This is a genomic window from Streptomyces sp. NPDC002896, assembly GCF_040295225.1.
Lineage (GTDB): Bacteria > Actinomycetota > Actinomycetes > Streptomycetales > Streptomycetaceae > Streptomyces.
In genome coordinates, this window is the sequence record NZ_JBEOVA010000005.1 from 220,093 (window position 1) to 237,534 (window position 17,442).

At 69.3% G+C, this 17,442-nt stretch carries 18 protein-coding genes and 1 pseudogene; 11 read left to right on the plus strand and 8 right to left on the minus strand.

Translation table 11 applies throughout. The features are described from left to right. Positions 1–98 precede the first annotated feature (98 nt). Positions 99–1,004: a helix-turn-helix domain-containing protein gene (locus ABT009_RS10475; RefSeq protein ID WP_351291710.1), complete on the plus strand. Its 906-nt coding sequence runs from the start codon at positions 99–101 to the stop codon at positions 1,002–1,004. 11 nt (positions 1,005–1,015) lie between these two features. Beyond that, positions 1,016–1,225, plus strand: coding sequence for a DUF397 domain-containing protein (locus tag ABT009_RS10480; RefSeq protein WP_351291712.1), 210 nt, complete (start codon positions 1,016–1,018; stop codon positions 1,223–1,225). Here ABT009_RS10480 and ABT009_RS10485 read toward each other — a convergent pair. After that, complete coding sequence (locus ABT009_RS10485) at positions 1,192–2,574, minus strand: FG-GAP-like repeat-containing protein (RefSeq protein WP_351291714.1); 1,383 nt, start codon at positions 2,572–2,574, stop codon at positions 1,192–1,194. The two genes, ABT009_RS10480 and ABT009_RS10485, sit on opposite strands and share 34 nt — an antisense overlap. 248 nt (positions 2,575–2,822) lie before the next feature. Here ABT009_RS10485 and ABT009_RS10490 point away from each other — a divergent pair. Then, positions 2,823–3,023, plus strand: a pseudogene (locus ABT009_RS10490) (transposase); the annotation flags it as partial. On the opposite strand, the gene ABT009_RS10495 reads toward ABT009_RS10490, so the two are convergent. Next, positions 2,981–3,145, minus strand: coding sequence for a hypothetical protein (locus ABT009_RS10495; protein ID WP_351291716.1), 165 nt, complete (start codon positions 3,143–3,145; stop codon positions 2,981–2,983). The pseudogene ABT009_RS10490 and the gene ABT009_RS10495 sit on opposite strands and share 43 nt — an antisense overlap. A gap of 82 nt (positions 3,146–3,227) precedes the next feature. Continuing rightward, a complete protein-coding gene (locus tag ABT009_RS10500) occupies positions 3,228–4,301 on the minus strand; it encodes an alkene reductase (RefSeq protein WP_351291718.1) in 1,074 nt (357 codons plus the stop codon). Between the two features lie 275 nt (positions 4,302–4,576). Here ABT009_RS10500 and ABT009_RS10505 point away from each other — a divergent pair, with 275 nt between their 5' ends. Further along, the gene (locus ABT009_RS10505; protein WP_502989853.1) at positions 4,577–5,035 is read left to right on the plus strand and encodes a MarR family winged helix-turn-helix transcriptional regulator; all 459 of its coding nucleotides are present in this window, start codon (positions 4,577–4,579) and stop codon (positions 5,033–5,035) included. 185 nt (positions 5,036–5,220) lie between these two features. On the opposite strand, the gene ABT009_RS10510 is transcribed toward ABT009_RS10505, so the two are convergent. The 3 genes from ABT009_RS10510 to ABT009_RS10520 form a co-directional block, all read right to left on the minus strand. Continuing rightward, a complete protein-coding gene (locus ABT009_RS10510; protein WP_351291722.1) occupies positions 5,221–5,742 on the minus strand; it encodes a hypothetical protein in 522 nt (173 codons plus the stop codon). 140 nt (positions 5,743–5,882) lie between these two features. Next, positions 5,883–7,361, minus strand: a complete 1,479-nt coding sequence (locus ABT009_RS10515) for an FG-GAP-like repeat-containing protein (RefSeq protein WP_351291724.1) — start codon at positions 7,359–7,361, stop codon at positions 5,883–5,885. 425 nt (positions 7,362–7,786) lie between these two features. Continuing rightward, on the minus strand, positions 7,787–8,836 hold the full coding sequence (locus ABT009_RS10520) for a PQQ-dependent sugar dehydrogenase (RefSeq protein WP_351291726.1): 1,050 nt from the start codon (positions 8,834–8,836) through the stop codon (positions 7,787–7,789). Between the two features lie 281 nt (positions 8,837–9,117). Here ABT009_RS10520 and pqqA point away from each other — a divergent pair, with 281 nt between their 5' ends. The 5 genes from pqqA to pqqE all read left to right on the plus strand — a co-directional run bounded on the left by pqqA (position 9,118) and on the right by pqqE (position 12,409). Next, complete coding sequence (pqqA, locus tag ABT009_RS10525; protein ID WP_181863184.1) at positions 9,118–9,252, plus strand: pyrroloquinoline quinone precursor peptide PqqA; 135 nt, start codon at positions 9,118–9,120, stop codon at positions 9,250–9,252. Between the two features lie 13 nt (positions 9,253–9,265). Continuing rightward, complete coding sequence (gene pqqB / locus ABT009_RS10530) at positions 9,266–10,219, plus strand: pyrroloquinoline quinone biosynthesis protein PqqB (protein WP_351291728.1); 954 nt, start codon at positions 9,266–9,268, stop codon at positions 10,217–10,219. 92 nt (positions 10,220–10,311) lie between these two features. Then, a complete protein-coding gene (pqqC, locus tag ABT009_RS10535) occupies positions 10,312–10,974 on the plus strand; it encodes a pyrroloquinoline-quinone synthase PqqC (RefSeq protein ID WP_502989854.1) in 663 nt (220 codons plus the stop codon). Continuing rightward, a complete protein-coding gene (pqqD, locus tag ABT009_RS10540; RefSeq protein WP_351291730.1) occupies positions 10,971–11,315 on the plus strand; it encodes a pyrroloquinoline quinone biosynthesis peptide chaperone PqqD in 345 nt (114 codons plus the stop codon). The genes pqqC and pqqD overlap by 4 nt, the downstream gene beginning before the upstream one ends. Beyond that, a complete protein-coding gene (gene pqqE / locus ABT009_RS10545; protein WP_351291732.1) occupies positions 11,312–12,409 on the plus strand; it encodes a pyrroloquinoline quinone biosynthesis protein PqqE in 1,098 nt (365 codons plus the stop codon). Before pqqD ends, pqqE begins: the two co-directional genes overlap by 4 nt. A 34-nt stretch (positions 12,410–12,443) precedes the next feature. Here pqqE and ABT009_RS10550 read toward each other — a convergent pair whose 3' ends face one another. Continuing rightward, positions 12,444–13,940 (minus strand): FG-GAP-like repeat-containing protein, encoded by a 1,497-nt coding sequence (locus ABT009_RS10550; RefSeq protein WP_351291734.1) that lies wholly within the window; start codon positions 13,938–13,940, stop codon positions 12,444–12,446. Positions 13,941–13,956: 16 nt separating this feature from the next. Next, complete coding sequence (locus ABT009_RS10555; protein WP_351291736.1) at positions 13,957–15,324, minus strand: FG-GAP repeat domain-containing protein; 1,368 nt, start codon at positions 15,322–15,324, stop codon at positions 13,957–13,959. 348 nt (positions 15,325–15,672) lie between these two features. On the opposite strand from ABT009_RS10555, the gene ABT009_RS10560 reads away from it, so the two are divergent. Continuing rightward, positions 15,673–16,416 (plus strand): class I SAM-dependent methyltransferase, encoded by a 744-nt coding sequence (locus ABT009_RS10560; protein ID WP_351292181.1) that lies wholly within the window; start codon positions 15,673–15,675, stop codon positions 16,414–16,416. A gap of 185 nt (positions 16,417–16,601) precedes the next feature. Then, positions 16,602–17,375, plus strand: coding sequence for a phosphotransferase (locus ABT009_RS10565; protein WP_351291738.1), 774 nt, complete (start codon positions 16,602–16,604; stop codon positions 17,373–17,375). Positions 17,376–17,442: the final 67 nt, after the last annotated feature.

Sequence of the window (17,442 nt, forward strand, 5' to 3'; positions counted from 1 at the left end):
CTCTGTCGCGGCCGCCATGGCAGGGCGGGGCGGTGCGCTTCCGGGGTCCCGGCGGTTCCGCAGCGTGTGCGTCGCGTCACTGACCGTATGGGGTTCAGTTGAATCCCGTCAAGCTGGGCTGGGATACTCGCGTACCTCAACTCGCCGGAAAGCAGAGGAACATGCCAGCGCGAAGCATCATCACGGCACGCCAGGAGCGGCTCGGAGTCGAGCTGCGCAAGCTCCGGGAGCGGGCCGGCCTGACCGGCCGGGAGGCAGCCCGGGCCATGGGGTTCGCCGAGACCCGGATCTCCGCGGTGGAGTCCGCGCGGGCAGGAGTGAGTCCGGAACGCGTCCGGTACCTGGCCAGCCAGTACGCATGCGACGATGCCGCACTCATCGAAGCGTTGGCGGCCATGGCTGACGATCGCGGGCGCGGCTGGTGGGAGGAGTACCGCGGGCTGGTGCCGTCGGGGTACTTGGACCTCGCCGAACTGGAATCTGACGCAGCGGAGTTGAGGACCTTCCAGAGCGTGCATATCCCGGCGCTGCTGCAGACGGAGGAGCAGATGCGGGGCATCTTCACCTCGACGGTGCCGAAGCTGTCGGAGCAGGAGGTTGACGTACGGGTTCGTTTTCGGTTGCGACGTCAGGAGGTTCTTGGTGAGCGCAGCTACAAGGCCGTAGTGCATGAAGCCGCGCTGCGGATTCGGGCAGCCGACTTCAAGGTCGCCCGAGACCAGTTGCTGCACGTCCTGGAGCAGTCAGATCGGCCTCAAGTGACCGTACGAGTGGTCCCATTCGACGTTGACGGCTTCGCTGGGGTCGACACGCCCTTGGTGTATGCGGTCGGGCCTGTTTCGCAGCTGGATACGGTCCTTGCGGACACACCGCACGGCGGGGCGTTTCTGGACGCAGAGGCGCAGCTGAACCGCTATCGAGCGGTGTTCCGGATGGTGGAGGACGTCGCACTGAGCCCCGTAGAGTCGAGGGACTTCATCCATCGCCTCGTGCAGCAGATGTGAAAGGTCCCGACATGGCACAGGACACCGTCTGGCAGAAGTCCTCCTTCTCAGGCGGCGGTGACTCCTCTGACTGCGTCGAAGTCGCCGCCTGCAAAGGAGCCCTGCGGCTCCGCGAAAGCGACGAGCCCGGCACCGTGATAGCCACCATCGGTCCCGGGCTCGCCGCCCTCATACGCCATCTGCAGGATCAGCCCACCAGGAACATGCCCAGCTGCGGGTAGTACGCGGTGGACATGGAGAACGCGCTCGGGCTGTAGTTCGCGGCGCCGTCGGTGGTGATGCCGGTGGCGGAGCCCTTGACGAAGGTGAGCATGCCGTTGGCGTCGTTCTCGCCGTCGGAGCCGACGACGAGGTCCGCGTAGCCGTCGCCCGTGAGGTCCTTGAGCAGGGTGGCCGTGCCGAAGAAGTCGTTGGTCTCGGCGGAGCCGGGAATGCCCTCGGTGTTCTGGGTGAACGTCACGGGGGAGCCGAGCCCGTCCGCAGTGCCGTAGTGGACGAGGACGGCGCCCGAGTACTCGGCCGCGGCGTCGCTCACGGGGGCTCCCACGGCGAGGTCCGGGAAGCCGTTGCCGTCGATGTCGCCGATGGACGGGCGGCCGTACGGGCCGTCCGCCAGCTCCACGGCGGCCTCCACCCCGGTGGACGTGCCGTACGAGATGGCGGTCGTGCCCGTCGAGCCCAGGTCGCCCTCGGTGGCGTCCTCGGTCTCGCCGGTGACGATGTCGCCGTACCCGTCCTGGTCGAGGTCGCCGACGGCGATGTTCTTGCCGTACGGGAGCTCCGCCTTCTGGGTGGGGGCGGACGTGGTGCCGTAATAGAGGAAGTTGCGGTCCAGGTAGCGCTCGGAGCCGAGCTTCTTCTCGCCGCTGACGACCAGGTCGGCCTTGGCGTCGGCGTTGACCTTTCCGGCGGTCAGGTCCAGGACGCCGGTGCTGCCGGTCCAGGTGGTGGTGTACGTGATCTTGGAGCCCGTCGAGCCGGCCTTGGTGAACCCGCCCTTGATGATCCACTGGGTGGTGCCGGACGCGCCGACGGCGAGATCCGCCTTGCCGTCGCCGGTGAAGTCCGCGATGGCGACGGCCTGGCCCCAGCGGTCGTGCCCCGAGACGGCCGGGTCCTTGACCGTCGTGGCGCCCGACAGACCACTCGCCGACCCCCAGACGATCACGACCGTGCCGCCGTTCGTGTCGTCGCCGACCTTCTCGTAGGGGGCGCCGACGGCGAGGTCGCTGTAGCCGTCGTTGTTGAGGTCGCCGACCGCGGTCGACTGGCCGAAGCCGTCGGACTCCTCGGCCGAGCCGGGGACGCCGGAGGTGTTCTGGCTGATGGTCTTCTTGGTGCCGATGCCGGTGGCGGAACCGTACGCGACGGCCACCGCCCCGGCCTCCCACTTGCCGCCCGCAGTGGCGTAGGGGGTGCCCGCGGCGACGTCCTGACGGCCGTCGCCGTTGAAGTCGCCGACCAGGCCCGAGGGGGCGGCCGAGGCGGTCGCCGGGAGGGCCATGAGCAGACCGCCCGTCAGCGCGGCAGCGGTGGCCGACGCGAGGGCGAGTCGCAGGTGCTTGTGCATGGGGGAGTCTCCTGCTGCATGCGGGGCGCCTGGCGTGGCGCCCGCAGTCGATGGGGTCCCGAACTGCCCGGGTTTGCCCGAGGTTTGCCTGGGCTTTGCACGGCGTTCAGTGATCAGGAGACGGGTGGGGGCGGTGAGGGTTGTACGGGAGGTCGGAGATGCTGTGGCCGGAGGGCTAGGGCCTGTCCGATGGGTCGCTGACGTTATGCGTCCTGGCTCGTTCTCAGCCGTGTGGGACGGGGTGGCCTATCCGATGCGAGCCGCACCTGCCGAGGAACAGCGGGCGAGGCGGGCGGTGGAAGTGCCACCGCAAGGTGATCAATGGAGTCCTGTTCCGGCTGCGCACAGGTATCCCGTGGGCGGGATCTGCCGACCGGTTCGGCAAGTGGCAGACGGTGTACGACCGTCATCGCAGAAGGTCGGCGGACGGTACCTGGGAGAAGTACTTGTCCGGTACGCCGACGGCGGCCATGGAGGCGGTTACCTGAGGGTTGCGACGGTGTGTGGCTGCGGCGGAGGCGGCCAGTATCACCGCGAGCAGGACCGCAGTGATCGTGTAGGCGATGAACATCGTGGTCCTTCGGTGAGGTGAGGGAGAGTGGGAGGGGTGTGGCCGGGTGCCCGCCGCGGCGGGCACCCGAACCGGGGGCGTGTCAGCCGAGGGTGGGGTAGTCGGTGTAGCCGCGGTGGTCGCCGCCGAAGGAGGTGGCGCGGTCGGGGGTGTTGAAGGGGCCGCCGGCGGCGAGGCGGGTGGGCAGATCGGGGTTGGCGAGGAAGAGAGCGCCGTAGGCGATCAGGTCGGCGGTGCCGTCCTCGACGAGCGTCAGCGCGTCGGGGCCGGTGGGCTCCGCGCCGGTGAAGGGGTTGAGGACGAAGGTGCTCGGCCATGCCTTGCGCAGCCGAACGGTCAGGTCGCGGATCTCGGGGGCTTCCATCTGGTGCAGGTAGGCCAGGCCGAGCGGCGCGAGCGCCTCCACGAGGGCGGTGTAGGTCGCCTCCACGTCCGTCCGGTCGCTTTCGTCGATGTCGTTGTAGGGGTTGCCGGGCGAGATCCGGAAGCCGACCTTGTCCCCGCCGATGGCGTCGGCAACGGCCTTCGCGGTCTCGACGGCGAAGCGGATCCGCCGCTCGGGGCTGCCGCCCCAGGCGTCGCTGCGCTGGTTGGAGTTCGGCGCGAGGAACTGGTGGATCAGATAGCCGTTGGCACCGTGCAGCTCCACCCCGTCGAAGCCTGCCTCGACGGCGTTGCGCGCCGCGGTGGCGAAGTCGGCGATGGTCTCCGTGATATCCGCCTCGTTCAGCTCGTGCGGCGTGACGAAGTCCTGCAGCCCCTCGGGCGTGTAGACCTGGCCCTTGGCCGTGACCGCGGAGGGACCGACCGGAGTGAGACCCATCAGGCTCGGGTGACCGACCCGGCCGGTGTGCATCAGCTGCAGGAAGATCTTGCCGCCCTCGGCGTGCACGGCATCAGTGACCTTGCGCCAGGCGGCGATCTGCTCGGCGGAGTGGATGCCGGGTGTGTCGGGGTAGCCCTGGCCGATCGCCGACGGCTGCGTGCCCTCGGTGACGATGAGTCCGGCACTTGCCCGCTGCGCGTAGTAGGTCGCCATCAGGTCGGTGGGGCTCTGGCCGGGGCCGTAGGCGCGGCTGCGGGTCATGGGCGCCATCACGATGCGGCTGGAGAGGCGGATGCCGCCGAGGTCATAGGGGGCGAAGGGTGTAGTCATGATCAGGTTCCTGTTCGGTTCGGTTGTGTGACACCACGCGATGTGGCATTTACCTGTCCGAACAAGTAAATGGCTCGACTGATTCCCCAGCGTGCGTGATCTGCGTCACTCCAATGTGCTTCCGTACTGGCACTTGCCTCTGGGGTGTCGGCCGAGGGACGGCAGTAGAATGTCCCTGTTCGAGCAATGAACAGCGCGAGGAGTGTGAGGACGTGTCGAAGGATTCCGGTGCCGCCCCGTCCGGGGGCTCCGCTGCGGACATGGCCCGACCGCCGATGCCGCCCTCGGTCCAGGCGGGGGCCATGAACCACGCGATCTTTCGCGTGGCCCGCCTTCACCGGATGCTCGCCGGACAGCTCCTGCGCCGCGTGGGACTGCACCCCGGGCAGGAGCTCGTCATGATGCAGCTGTGGGACCTCGGCCCGCAGCGTCAGACCGACCTCGTGCGCCTGCTCGGCTCGGACGCGGCCACCATGACCCGCACGGTCAAGCGGCTCGAGAACGCGGGATTCGTCCGTCGGCGGCCCTGCGAAACCGACAAGCGCGCCACCATCATCGAACCCACGGCCGCCAGCCTCGCCCTGCGCAAAGAAGTCGAACAGATCTGGGCGGAACTCGAAGACAGCGCCGCTGCCGGCCTGGACGAGGAGGAACAGGAAACCATGATCCGCGTCCTGGCCCGCATCGAGGACAGTCTCAGCCAGGCAGTCGAGCGCCAGACGCCCCTCGCGTAGTCTGCGCGCAGGGACCGCCGGGGAAGAGAGCGCGGGTGCCCGCAACGGGAGGCCGGGAAGGCCCCGCCTCCTCGTCGACGGCGGCCAGTCCGTCGGTTTCCTCGTGGCCTCAGGGACGAGCCGCGCTTGCGCCAGGCGCCGTGAGGCGTTGGTGGCGTTCATACGTCACGTATGAACGACTCGGCTCAGCCGGTGATCGACGACCCGAGCTGCGGCTGACCCGTCGTCGGCACGCCGAGCGTGCCCGCGCCGTAGGAGACGGAGCCCGTGGTCGTGATCCCCGAGGCGCTGCCCCGCAGCGACCACACCGCGCCGTCGTAGTTGTTCTCCCCCGGGGCGCCGACGGAGAGATCCGCCTTGCCGTCGTCGTCGAAGTCGCCGACCGCCGTCGCGGTGCCGAACGCGTCGTCCGTCTCCGGCGCGCCCGGAACCCCGGAGGTCGCCTGGGTGATCACCTTCTTCTTGGTGGAGGAAAGTCCGCTGGTGGTTCCGTACGTCACGACGACGGCTCCGGCGTTGCTCTGGGAGCTGACCGTGGCATGCGGGGCGGACACCGCGAGGTCGCCGATGCCATCGCCGTTGAAGTCGGTGAGCGTGCCGGAGGCCGCGGCGCCTGCCGTTGCCTCCGTCAGGGTGAGCAGTCCGCCGGCGAGGGCGACCGCCGTCGCGGCCACCAAGGCCGTGCGGAGTGGATGCCTTGTGCTCATGTGTCTCCTGAAGTGGGGGGAAATCGAGTGAGGTATGGGGGCACTCGGCCGGTTCGTACCGGTGCTGATCCATGGGGTCGGGCCCGCACCCCGGGGAACGGAGGGCGGGCCCGAATCAGCAGGAGGGGGGAACGAACGGCTCAGTCAGCGAAGTTGGCGCCGAAGTTCGGCGCGCCGGTCGTCGAGACGCCGGACGCGCTCGGCGAGACGGAGCGGGCGCCGGTCGTGGTGATCTTCGTGCCGTCGGACGGCAGGTACGTCACCGCGCCGTTGCCGGAGTTCTCCCACGAGCCGACCAGCAGGTCGGCCTTGCCGTCGCCGGTGACGTCGTCGAGCTTGGTGTCCAGACCGAAGTTGTCGTACTTCTCGTCGGTGCCGGGCACGCCCGCGGTGCTCTGCGCGAAGTACTGCGAGCCCGAGGTGGTGTTGAGACCGCTCGCGGAGCCGTACAGGACGGTGACGGCGCCGGTGTCCACGACGCCGTTCAGGTTCTCTCCCGCGGCGCTGATGACGATGTCCTGGTAGGAGTCGCCGTTGATGTCACCGAGGTCGAGCTCGTAACCGAAGGAGTCGTTCTTCTCCGAGGAGCCGGGCACGTTGCCGGTGTTCTGGGTGATGGTGGTGGTGGAGGCGGGGCCGTCGGCGGAGCCGTAGGTGACGCTTACCCTGCCGCCCAGGGCGGAGTCCGGGATGGTCGTTCCGTCGTCCGTGGTGTTGTTCCACTGGGCACCGCTGACGATGTCGCCGAAGCCGTCGCCGTTGACGTCGCCGATGGCGGTGATCACCCCGGACCTGAGGGCCTGCGCCGACGAGACGTCGAGGCCGCTCGCGGTGCCCGGCACGTAGTAGTTGGTGTTCCAGCCCCAGTCGGTGTCCGTCTCGAAGCCGTCGACCACCAGGTCGGTACGGCCGTCGCCGTTGACGTCACCGGCGGTGAGGTTCAACGGGCCGCGGGCGTCCCCGCCGGACATGATCGGGGGCTTGATGGTGTAGCGGCCGGCGACGGCGGTGCCGGACGTGGTTATGCCGCCCTTGTAGACGTAGATGGTGCTGGAGGAGTTGCCGACGGCGAGGTCGTCCGTGCCGTCGCCGTCGAAGTCGCCCGCGGCCAGGTTCTTGCCCCAGAAGTCGTGCGACGAGACGGCCGGGTCCTTGATGGTGACGCCGGCGCCGGTGATGCCCGAGGCCGAGCCCCAGAGCACGGCGAGGGTGCCGCCGTCGGTGTCGCCGTCGACGTCCTCGCGGGCCGCGGCCACTGCGATGTCGTCGTAGCCGTCGCCGTTGAAGTCGCCGTAGGCGGTCTCGCTGCTGAAGAAGTCGCCGGCCTCCGAAGTGCCGGGGACCCCGGCGCTGTTCTGGCTGAGCACGGTGCGCTTGGCGGAGGAGACGCCGGTCGAGGTGCCGTACAGGACGACGAGCTGGCCGGCGGCCTTCTTGCCGCTCACATAGGCGCCGGAAGCCGAGAAGGCGACATCGCCGATGCCGTCGCCGTTGAAGTCGGCCTGCGGAACGGTCGTGGAGTCCGCGGCCGTGGCCGAAACGGCCGAGAAGGTGAGCAGCCCGCCCGTCAGCGTGGCCGCGGCGGCCGTCGCGAAGGCGAGTCGCAGGTTTTTGTGCATGCGGTTTCTCCTGCTGCATGCGGGGATGCCGTGCGCGGCATCCGCAGTCAATGGGGTGCGTTCCGCCCGCGTTTGCCGGGAATTCGCCGGGAGTCGGCGCCGGGTTCGCGGTGGCGGTTGGCGAACAGGAGACTCTCAGTGGGGCCGAAGGGTTGTACGTGGCTCATGAAACTTTTTGGGCTCGTGGGATTGTTGGGGCGCAGGAGCGTCCGCCGCCCCCAACCGGCTACGTCCCGAGCTGCCCGCCGTACGTCATGTGCCGCCGATCTCGCCGGTCTCGCTCGGTGGAGCCGCCACGCAAAGGCGCTCGGCTGGGGGATCCCAGCCGAGCGCCTGCATGAACATGCATGAACTGCTCGGGGCCTGATGGGCGATGGACGGAGAGCGGCCCGGGCTCAGCCGGCCGGTTACTTCGACTGCACCTCTTAGCCCAACTGCACCTCGATGACGCGGTCCGAACCGGCAGGCTTGTTGGCGACCTTGTCGGCGTTGCTCGTCAGCACCCACACCGCGTTTCTGCCCGGAACCTTCTCAACGGTGCGCAGTCGGCCGTACACGTTTCTGTAGTACGCCACCGGTGTGCCCACCGTCGTGCCGTTGACGGGAACGCGCCACAGGCGTTGCCCGCGCAAGGCCCCCACGTACAGATTGCCGTCGGCGTAGGCGAGGCCGCTCGGTGAGGCGTCCGCCGTGGACGGCCAGTACACCTTGGGGTTGGTCATCCCGCTGATCGTGCAGGGGCCCGCGCATCTGGGCCAGCCGTAGTTCTTACCGGGCTCGATCAGGTTGACTTCGTCGTTCCGGTTCGGGCCGAACTCGGCCTCCCACAGTCGGCCCTGCGCATCCCACGTCAGGCCCTGTGGATTGCGGTGGCCGTAGGAATAGACGTAGTTGTTGAACGGATTGCCGGGGGCCCACGCGCCGGAGGCGGTCATCCGCAGGATCTTCCCGTTGGGAGAGTGGATGTTCTGCGGGAGCGTCGTCTGGTTGGCGTCCCCGGTCGCGGCGTAGAGGAACCCGTCGGGGCCGAACTTCAGACGGCCGCCATTGTGGTGCGGGTCCTTCTTGATGCCCCGGAGGAGGATGGTGTAGCCGCTGAGAGTGGAACCGTTGTACGTCATACGCGCGATCCGGTTGCCCTCGCTGGCTGTGTGCATCACGTAGATGTAGTGGTCCCTGGCCCAGGTGGGCGACACGGCGATGCCCAGGACGCCCTCGTTGATCACATTGGGCACCGTCTGCGGCACGGTGCCCACGAGTCTCTTCGCACCGGCCTGGTCCAGTCTGTAGATCCTGAACGAGTTCCGCTCGCTGATCAGCGCGGTCCTGTCCGGCAGCCAGCTGAGGCCCCAGGGTGTGGTCCACCCGGCGGAGACGTGGCGGACGTGAACGGGTTGCGTCCTCGCATGGTCTCCGGGCGGTGCGGCCGCTCCGCTGCCGGGGGCGGCGAACCCCATGAGCATCGAGGCGACCATGACTCCGACGGCGCCCGCGCGAAGCGGCCTTCTCCCAGTGGTCCTTCTTCTCTCAGAAGTTCTTCGGCGAGACATGAGAGTGGACACTGCGTATCCTCCAAGGCTTGGCGTTCCTTGATCCGGAGAGTAGGGCCGCGATGACTGTCGGTTATTCAGGCAGGTCCGGCGGGTCACTCGAAACGCCCCGCCCGGTTGCCCAGGCATCGGCGACTGAGGATGCTGCGATGAAGGACGCCCCATCGACATCCGAAGGGCAGGACACACGCATGACGACAGAAGCCATGGAACCGACGACCGGACCCGACCGGGTTTCTCGTTCCGAAGGGACCCTGAACAGCGAGGGCTGGCAGACGCCCGAGTACGTGGTCGTGGAGACCGCGCTCGAAGTCACGGCCTACTCCCTGGCCACCCGGTAACGCCTCCACGGACATGCTGCTCAAGGTGCTGGGCACCGCGGCCGGCGGCGGCGTACCGCAGTGGAACTGCGCCTGCCGGGAATGCTCCGGCGCGCGCGGGGACCCGCGGCGCCGCCGTCGCCATGCCTCGCTCGCCGTCGAAGCGAGCGAGGGCCGCTGGTACGTGGTCAACGCGACCCCCGACATCGCGGACCAGATCGAGGGCTGCCCCGAGCTGCACCCCGGCCCCGAGCGGCGCCGCACGCCGCTGGCCGGCGTCGTGCTGACCGACGCCGAACTCGACCACACCCTCGGCATCGCCCGGCTGCGGGAAGCCGAGCGGCTCGAGTTGCTCGCCACCGAAGCCGTGCGGGATGCGGTCCTGGAGCGGCAGCATCTGGGGGACCTCCTCGCCCCGTACACCGAACTGACCTGGCGTGAGCTGCCTGTTGGCGGCGGGAGCGGCCTTCGCGGCGGGGGCGGCGTGCGCGGCCGCGGGGCTGCCGAGCCACTCGGCACGCGCTCGACGGTTCACGTCAGTGCCATCCCCGTCTCCGGCAAGCGGCCTCGCTACGCCGCGACGGACACGGCGGAGTCCGGTGGCAGCGGCCGCTGGGTGACGGCGCTCAGGCTCACTGATCGCTCGACCGGCCGTACCGCCGTCTACGCGCCGGCGCTCGGCGCCTGGCCGGAAGCCCTCGAGGAAGCAGTCGCCGAGGCCGACTGCGTCATCCTCGACGGCACCTTCTGGGACGACGACGAGCCCCGCCGCTCGGGGTTCTCGGCCCGTACCGCGACCGCCATGGGGCATCTGCCGATCGACGGGCCGCAGGGCACGGCACGGCGGCTCGCCTCCTTGCCGGCGCGCTGCCTGTACACGCACCTCAACAACACGAATCCCCTTGTCGACCCCGCCGCGCCCCAGCACAAGGCGCTGGCCCGGCTGGGCATCGAGGTGGCCGCCGACGGAATGGAGATCGTGCTGTGACTGTCGCGGAAGTGGAAGCGGAAACGGAGACGGGAGCGGAGACGGGAGCGGAGACGGAACGACCCTGGGCGACCGCGGAGTTCGAGGAACGTCTGCGGGCCGTGGCCGAGCAGCGCTACCACGACCGCCATCGGTTCAACGTGCGGATGCACGAAGGCACGCTGACCCCCGAGGAAGTACGGCGCTGGATCACCAACCGCTTCCACTACCAGCAGTGCATCCCGGTCAAGGACGCCCTGATCACCGCCAAGTTCGACTCACCGGAACTCCGCCGCACATGGCTGCGCCGTATCGAGGACCACGACGGACGCGAGGGCGACGAGGGCGGCATCGAGCGGTGGCTGCGGCTGGGTGAGGCGGCCGGTCTGGACCGGGCTGATCTCCTCTCCGGCCGGGGCGTGCTCCCGGGGGTCCGGCTCGCGGTCGAGGGTTACGTCAACTTCTGCCGGCTGCGGCCCAGGCTGGACGCCGTCGCGGCGTCGCTCACCGAGCTGTCCGCCCCGGACCTCATGCGGCGGCGCATCGCTGCCTTCGAACAGCACTACCCGTGGATCGACGTCGGCGGACTGGCCTATTTCCGGGAACGCGTCCAGCAGGGCCGACGGGACAGCGGCGAGGCGCTGGCCCTGGTCCTCCGGTGGGCGCGCACCAGGGAGGAGCAGGAACGGGCGGTGGCTGCGCTCGCATTCAAATGCGACGTGCTGTGGTCGTTGCTGGACGCCGTCGACCACGCTCAGCCGGGGGATCTCCGATGACGACACCTTCGGCGACGACATCTTCGGCGACGACATCTTCGGCGACGACATCTTCGGCGACGACGCCTTCGGCCCGGAGCGCGGAGGAGCAGTGGCGCCCCAGGCTCGCCCCGGCGATCGTGCTGCGGCACGACCGCGTACGCGGAGTCGACCTGCTGGTGATGCCGGAGCGGGTGGTGGTCCTGTCCGGACGTGCCGCCGCCGTCCTCGCCCTCTGCGACGGTGAGCGCGACGTCCGCGGGATCGTCGGCGAACTGGCGGCGCGCTTCCCCGGAGCCCCGGTGGCCACAGACGTCCCCGCTTTCCTGCAGCGGCTGCGCGCCGAGGGCTGGCTCGGATGACCGGCGTGCCGCCCCCTTGGGCACTCCTCGCCGAGCTGACCCACGCATGCCCGCTGCACTGCCCGTACTGCTCCAATCCTCTGGAGCTGACCCGCCGCTCGCGGGAGCTGACCACGGCCCAGTGGCAGGACGTCATGCGGCAGGCCGGGGATCTGGGCGTGGTGCAGACGCATCTGTCCGGCGGGGAACCGCTGCTGCGGGCGGACCTGGAGGCCATCGTGTCGGCCGCTGAGTCGGCCGGAGTCCACACCCAGCTGGTCACCAGCGGGCTCGCGCTGGATGCGGCACGCCTGGCGGGGCTCGTGGCGGCCGGGCTGCGCAGCGTCCAGTTGTCGGTGCAGCACGCCGACCCGGCGGCCTCCGACCGGATCGCCGGACGCCGCTCGTTCGAGGCCAAGGAGCGGGCCGCGGCGCTGGTACGGGAAGCGGGGCTGCCGCTGGGCGTCAACGTCGTCCTGCACCGCGACAACCTCGACGCCATCGACGCCGTGGTGGAACTCGGCCTGTCCTGGGGCGCGGACCGTATCGAGCTGGCCAACACGCAGTTCTACGGCTGGGCCATGCGCAACCGTGCCGCGCTCATGCCGAGCCGCGACCAGTTGTCCCGAGCATCGGAGGCGGTACGGCGGTGGCGGGAGCGGCTGGCCGGCCGTACCGAGCTGGTGTGGGTCGTCCCCGACTATGTCGAGGGTGTCGCGAAACCGTGCATGGGCGGCTGGGGCACGGTCTCGCTCACCGTCACTCCCGACGGCACCGTGCTGCCCTGCCCCGCGGCCGCGACAGTCCCGGGACTGGACCCGCCGAACGCCACCGACCAGCCACTTGCCTGGATCTGGGAGCACTCCACCGCCTTCAACCTCTACCGCGGCACCGACTGGATGCGGGAACCGTGCCGCAGTTGTCCGCGCCGCGACGAGGACTTCGGCGGCTGCCGCTGCCAGTCCTACGCGCTCACCGGCGATGCCGCCCGTACCGATCCCGCATGCCGACTGTCGCCCGACCACGGCCTCATCCGCGCGGCGGCCGAGCCCGGCGCCGAAGCGTCCGGCTATGTGTACCGCGGGCCAGGGAGACCGCGCGTCGGGAGCGTGTAGGGCACGAGTGGGTCTGGGCCGGTGAAAGGCGCGCCTACTTCAATGTGAGCTGGAGGCCGATGTCGGCCGGCGTGAAGAACTGGACGTGCCGTGGGTCGAGGCCCTGGCCCGTACCGCGCAGCACCATGAACGCCCCGCGCCGCTTCTCGTACAGCGGCAGGAAGACGATCACGTCGGAGCGGCCGTCGCCGTCGACGTCGAGCAGCGGGGGCTCATGGTCGAAGGCGTTCCAGGGGGCCGGGTTCGGGGTGCCGGGCAGGCCCTCGGTCTGCGCGTCGACGGACCGCTCGCCCGTGGCGGACGGCACACCTGCCGGGCTGCCCGGCAGAAGCGTGACCTGGCCGTCGTGCCTCCGGAAGCTCGGGGTGTTCACCACGACGTCGGGCCTCTTGTCGCCGTTGACGTCGCCGACGGCGGGCGATGACCCGAAACTCGCTCGCCGCTCTCCGCCGATGACGGTCGCCTTCCGTCCCGTGCCGAGACCGGACTTGGCGCCGTACAGGATGGTGAGCGCTCCGCCGTCGCCGTCCGCCAGGGCGGTGGGCAGCTGAGTGGGCAGCAGCAGATCGTCGGTGCCGTCACCGTCCGCGTCGCCCGTGGCCGGGATGCGGGGACCGTCCGCCAGCGAAACGGCGCCGGTGATACGGGCCTCCCGCCCGCGGTCGCGCACGAGGCCCTGCCCGCTGCCCTCGTAGTAGGCGACCGTGTGCAGATCGGAAGGTGCGCTCTCGTCCTCCTCCGAGTCGAAGCTGTAGGTGAGGACCACCTCCGCACGGCCGTCGGCGTCGAAGTCGCCGGTGGTGGCGGTGGCCGGGGCGGCGTAACCGTGCTGGCCGAGATCGAGGTCGGCGGTCCGCTGCGGCTTTCCGGAGCGGCCGAACGGTCCGTAGAGCAGACGCCCGGAGGTGGCCGGTGTGCCACCCATCGGCGGCGCGGAGCCACCGGTGCCGGCATCCAGCAGATCGGCCGAGCCGTCTCCGTCGAAGTCCGCGACCGCGAGCGGGCGGGTGCCCTGCGGGACGTCGAGCACCTTGGGCGCGGCCAGCCCGCGCGCCCCGCCGTACATCACGAACGTCTGCTGCCGCGGTGACGAGCCGTCCGATATGGACGGGCCGCGGCTGCTGACCAGATCCGTGAAGCCGTCGCCGTCGAGGTCGGCGCGGAACAGCGGAGAGGTGAACCATGCGTCGCTGCCCGAGCCCGCGGGGATGCGCACCGACCAGTCGGGGCTGAGCCCCTTCTTCGAGCCGTACACGACGACCAGCGTCGTCTTGGACCGCTTGCGGTCGCTGGAGGTGGCGGTGACGACGTGGAGGTAGTCGTCGTATCCGTCGCCGTTGAAGTCCCCGGGATCCGGGTCTGCGGCGGCCTTGCCGGGAGATGGGGTGCCGTTGGGCTGCCGGGCGTCGGCTCCTCCGCTGCCACCGTCACCGCCCGCGCTGCAGGCGGTGAGCGCCATGGCGCAGCACAGGGCTACTGCGACGGCGCACTGCCCAACGCCCCTGCGCTTCCCGAAACGCCTCGACGTCATGCAGATCCCCCCAGCGTCACGCGGATTCCCCCAGGAACTCGGCGGTGGAGAAGGTCACGTCCGGCTCCGCCGCGACCAGCCCGCTCTTCCTCCCCGAAAACACGGTCACCGTATCCTCCGTCTCCCCGCGATAGGTCCGTACGACGAGATCGGCCCGCTTGTCGCCGTCGAAGTCGGCGACGGCGAGGAGTTGGGGGGAGCCCTGTGCGTCGGGTGCCACGGTGACCGCGGACGCCGCGGACGCCGCCGAGAGACCCTTCGTACGGCCCTTGAAGATCTGCAGCCGGTCGGCGACGACGACGAGTTCGCTGAGCCCGTCACCGTCGAAGTCCCCCGAATCGACGGATGTGCCGGGCGCGGAAAGGTTCCCGCGCAGCGCGCCCGGCACGTCGTAGCGCAGGGCGATCCCCGTGCTCGAGCCGATCGCGGCGTCCGTGCCCCCGCCCTTGCCGAATCGGCCGAAGGCCACGGAGGAACCGGCCGGGAACACGACCCCTGTCCGGGTCGGCCCGGCCGGACCGCCGAGGACGAGGCTCGATGCCGAGTCGCCGGAGGCGGTGGCGCGCACCAGCACGTCGTCGTAGCCGTCGCGGTTGACGTCGACGGAGGGGCCGACGGGAACGTTTCCGGGCGCGGCCAGCGGAGTGCCCGCGGCACGGGGGGAGCCCTTACGGCTGAAGGGCCCCCGCAGATAACTGATCCGGCTGCCCGACGCGTGCACGACGAGGTCCATGGCCCCGTCCCCGTCGAAGTCGCCGCACACGGGCTGGTCGGGCCAGTCGTTGCCGAACCGGGCACGCGCCGGAATGCGCAGGGTGACCGCCCTGCCGGCCAGCCCCTTCGGCGAACCGAAGATCAGCTGCAAAGGCACCGGGGGCTGCCCCTGACCGTCGTACGGCGGGTCGGTGGAGACCACGAGATCCGTGAAGCCGTCCTCGTCGAGATCGCAGGACGCCTCGGCGTCGAAGAGAGCTGGCAGCTGCCCCTTGGTCGGCGCGGCGTACTCGGTCGGGCTCAGCAACTGACGCGCACCGGGCACGAGTCCCTGCCCCCGTGCGCCGCCGTACACGACCCCGATGCCCGCATCGTCGCCGTGCAGGTCGTCCGGACCCTTCACCAGGTCGTTGAGGACGAGATCGCGATGGCCGTCGCCGTTGAAGTCGTCGGCGACGCGGCTGCCTTTGCCGCGGGGGATGGGCAGGCGCGCGGTGCCCGTGTTCTGGTCTGGCGCAGCGGTCGCGGGCTGGTGCTTCGTGGCGGGCGGGCCCTGATGGGCGGTCTCGCCGCAGGCCGTCAGCGTCAGCAACAGGGCACAGCAGGCGGCAGCGGCAGCGGCTTGCAGACCAGCATCTCTTCCCCGGCTTCTCGTGCTTCGTATGCCCACCGTTCACCCCGACCACATCGGCACCAGAGACAACAACCCGCTCATGATGCTCTTGTTGGCGGGAAGGAGTAAGGGCCGCGGTGGGTGAAGGCACGGTTGGTGAACGCTCCAATCCCGGCCGGGACGACGAGCGTTTCGAGGAAAATTGACAATCTGCACTCCGGACTCCGGATAAATGACGGCCCTTGCGGGGGCGTGAAGCCGGTCGCGTATCCCGCGCTTGAACGACCACACGGGTGACCTGCGTGGACTGCTTCACGGGCCTGACCGGTCGTGCGGAATAGGCTCGCCACGGGACTCTCCGCGGCAATCAGAAGTCCCCCGCCGTATGAATGGGGCCGTGAAGTGATGCGATCAGGGTGGAGCGGCTACAGCACCGCGTTTGTCGACGAGAGCAGCGTCGAAAATTATGCCCTTCTGTACAGGAACGGTAGCTACGACGATTATGTCTGGAACCTGGAGAGGCCGACCGTCGTAGACGTGCTGCGCAGGGAACGCGAGAAGCGGGGGCAGCTCCGGTTGCTCGATTTCGCATGCGGCACTGGTCGCATCCTGCGCGCGGCTGAATGTGTGGCGGACGAGCTGACCGGCGTGGACATCTCGCCGGAGATGGCCCGGCGTGCGGCTGTCGGAAGTCCGAAATCACAGATCAGGACCGGCTGCGTGCTCAAGGACGACCTATTGTCCGGCCCCTACGATGCCGTGACCGTCTTTCGCTTCTTCTTGAATGCACCTAGGGACATCAGGATTCCCATCCTGCGCAGAATCAGGGAACATGTCGAGCCCGGCGCCCTGCTTGTGATCAACAATCACGGCCACTTTCCCAGTATGCGATCGCTTGCTGTCCGCGTGCCCAAGCCGAGGATGCAACGACCCAACGAGCTGCGGCATCGGGATATCGCCGCTCTGCTCACTTCGGCAGGGTTCCAGATCGAGCGTCGGTACGGATTCTCGATGTTCCCGTCGGCTCTTCACCGGCATCTTCCCGGCGCGGCGCTCCGGCGGGTGGACTCGCTCGCGTCCGGACCGCGTCTGCAAGGGCTCACCGGGAAGCTGATGGTTGAACAGCTGTACGTTGCCAGAGCTGTGTAATGAGCCTGTCCAGCGGTCGATGCCGCTCCTGGCGGAGCGGGTTTCTGCGTGCCGGCCCACTGGGGCGGCGTATCGGACTGAGGACCACGGGCGGACGGGACGCTGTGGCGGCTGCCCGGCTGATCGACCGTCCGTCTCGGTCGGTCGGCCGTGTCGCCGCCCTGATCGACCAGACAGCCGCGCGCATGGGCATCGGCGTCGAGGTCGCAAATCCAATGGCCGGCCTGGAGCGCTCCCTCTCCGAGTTCTTCATCGATGCCGATGGTGCCGCTGTCATGCACTCGTCGATGCCGGGCAGGTTTATCGCCGCGATTTCCTCGGGGGGAGTCCCGCGCTATGTCCTGAAGGTCGGTCGGGCGGATGACCGCCCACTGCGCAACGAAGCGAAATTCCTTCAAGCGATCCCCAGGACGGGGTTCCCTCTCGCCGTGCCGAAATTCCTCTTCGCCGGCCTGGTAGGGGAGCGCTACGTTGTTGTGACCCTGGCCTGGCCGAATTCTCGGCCCGCCGGGCTGCTCGAGCGAAAGGAGCTGCTGGAAATCACCGAAGTGCTCGGCATGACGACTGTCGGGTGTGACCCGATCGTGCACGGGGATTTCGCGCCCTGGAATGTCCTCCGAACTCCCGCGGGGATTGCCCTGGTCGACTGGGAGCGGGCAAGGATTGCGGATCAGCCTCTGCGAGATCTGATCCACTACGTCATGCAGGCGGGCGCACATCTACGCTGGCTTGACGTTCAGACGGTCGTGCGGGAACTGACACATCCGCAGGGGATGGTTGCCGAGCTGGCGCAACGTCTGAATCTTCCTCACACCCTCGTCAGGGAGGCGCTGTGTGAGTACTTCACGCTCGCCCCGGCGGCGCGGACTCCGCGCAGAGTGTCCCGCTTTCGTGAGCGTATCGCCGTTGCGGCCGGACTTCCGAGACCCGGTGAACGCGACACTTCGCCCCGGCCCTGAATGCCGTCCGGCCCGAGTGCCGTTTGGGCGGTCCAAGAACCCGACTGGCGTGGTCCAGCACCGTCCG